The sequence below is a fragment of the Mesorhizobium sp. WSM4816 genome (genome assembly GCF_055811535.1).
The window spans coordinates 1-1,310 of sequence record NZ_JBVVQR010000085.1 but is presented as its reverse complement, the minus strand read 5'-3'; the positions used below and the strand labels follow the sequence as shown (position 1 = coordinate 1,310).

1 protein-coding gene is annotated in these 1,310 nt (G+C 64.5%); it reads right to left on the bottom strand.

Annotated elements, in window-relative coordinates; genetic code table 11:
• Positions 1 to 113: 113 nt before the first annotated feature.
• Positions 114 to 1,055 (bottom strand): IS110 family RNA-guided transposase, encoded by a 942-nt coding sequence (locus AC0L3H_RS32875; RefSeq protein ID WP_473588234.1) that lies wholly within the window; start codon positions 1,053 to 1,055, stop codon positions 114 to 116.
• Positions 1,056 to 1,310 lie beyond the last annotated feature (255 nt).

Genomic DNA, 1,310 nt, shown 5'->3' with positions numbered 1-1,310 from the left:
TCATCTCCCTCTCTTCCTTACCCCCGGAATCATCAATCCGATTCTGTGCAAAGGCCTCCTTGTGGGAGAAGGTGGATCGGCGCGCAGCGCCGAGACGGATGAGCAACCGTGCTTCAAACGGAAGTCGGATTCCAGGGTTTGTTGGTGCGCACCATAGCGTTGAGGGTTGTGATGAGCTTGCGCATGACGGCGACGATGGCGACCTTTGCTACCTTGCCGTTGGAGCGCAGCCGCTGGCGGAAAGCGGCGAAGACGGGGTTATGAACTCCGGCACTGAGCGCGGCCATGTAGAGGACGTTGCGGACAGGCTCGCGGCCACCCCAAATGCATCGCTTGCCTTTGAGCTTGCCGCTGTCATGGTCATAGGGGGCGAGTCCGACCAGGGCGGTGATCTGCCGGTTGGACAGGCGACCCAGTTCGGGTAGCAGCGCGATCAGTGTGGCACTCAGGACCGGACCGACGCCGGGCGTGGAACGCAGCAGGCGGCCGCGCTGAGCCAGAGCGGGATCGGCCGCAATTGCTTGGGCAATGCGTGTGTCGAGTAGCAGGATATCGGCACTGAGCCGGGTCGCACGCCGCTTGGCCAGCCGCTTGAGAGCAGCATCGCGCACGTGCTCGGCCTGATTGTTGACGCGGCTTAGCTCGGCCTGGAGCTGGCGCCGTGCCGTGACCAGTTCGATCACCAGTTCCAGGCTTGGATCGAGCTCCACCGGATGCACCGGTAGCGTCGCCAGGAAGCGGGCGATCAAACGGGCATCGATGCGATCGTTCTTGGCGTTGATGCCGGCTGCACGCGCGAACTGGCGCAGCCTGTGCGGATTGATGCGACGCACCGGAAGTCTTGCTTGCCACAGCGCCTTGAGTACAGCGCGTTCATAGCCGCCGCTCGCCTCAAGACCGATGGCACCGATCTCGTTGTCCGACAGCCGCTCGACCAACGCCGCATAACCGGCTTCGGTGTTGTCGACTGTGAACAACTCCCCTGTTTCCAGAATGGCCACGTCCAGTCGATCCTTGGCCACATCGATGCCGACATGAAACGCAATTTGTGCCATCCTCTGATCCCTTCCTTGCTGGTGCGGGGTCGAACCCTGGCAACCGTTCGGGCTATGGAAGATGCGACGGAGCTCCTTGCTCAACCACGGACTCATACCAAGGGGTGTACGGGCTTCCGCCGCAGCGGGGGGGGGGGGGGGGGGGGGGGGCGGCCCCCCCCCCCCCGGGGGGGTTTTTTTGGGTGTAAATCGGGGTTTCGACGGGGGGCGCGGGGGGGCGCGGGGGGGGCCCCCGCTAAGCCCCGCGCTGCGGGG

What these genes read in the sequence shown, in the direction of transcription:
- AC0L3H_RS32875 (WP_473588234.1), bottom strand. Translation starts at nt 1,055, where the DNA reads ATGGCACAAATTGCGTTTCATGTCGGCATCGATGTGGCCAAGGATCGA.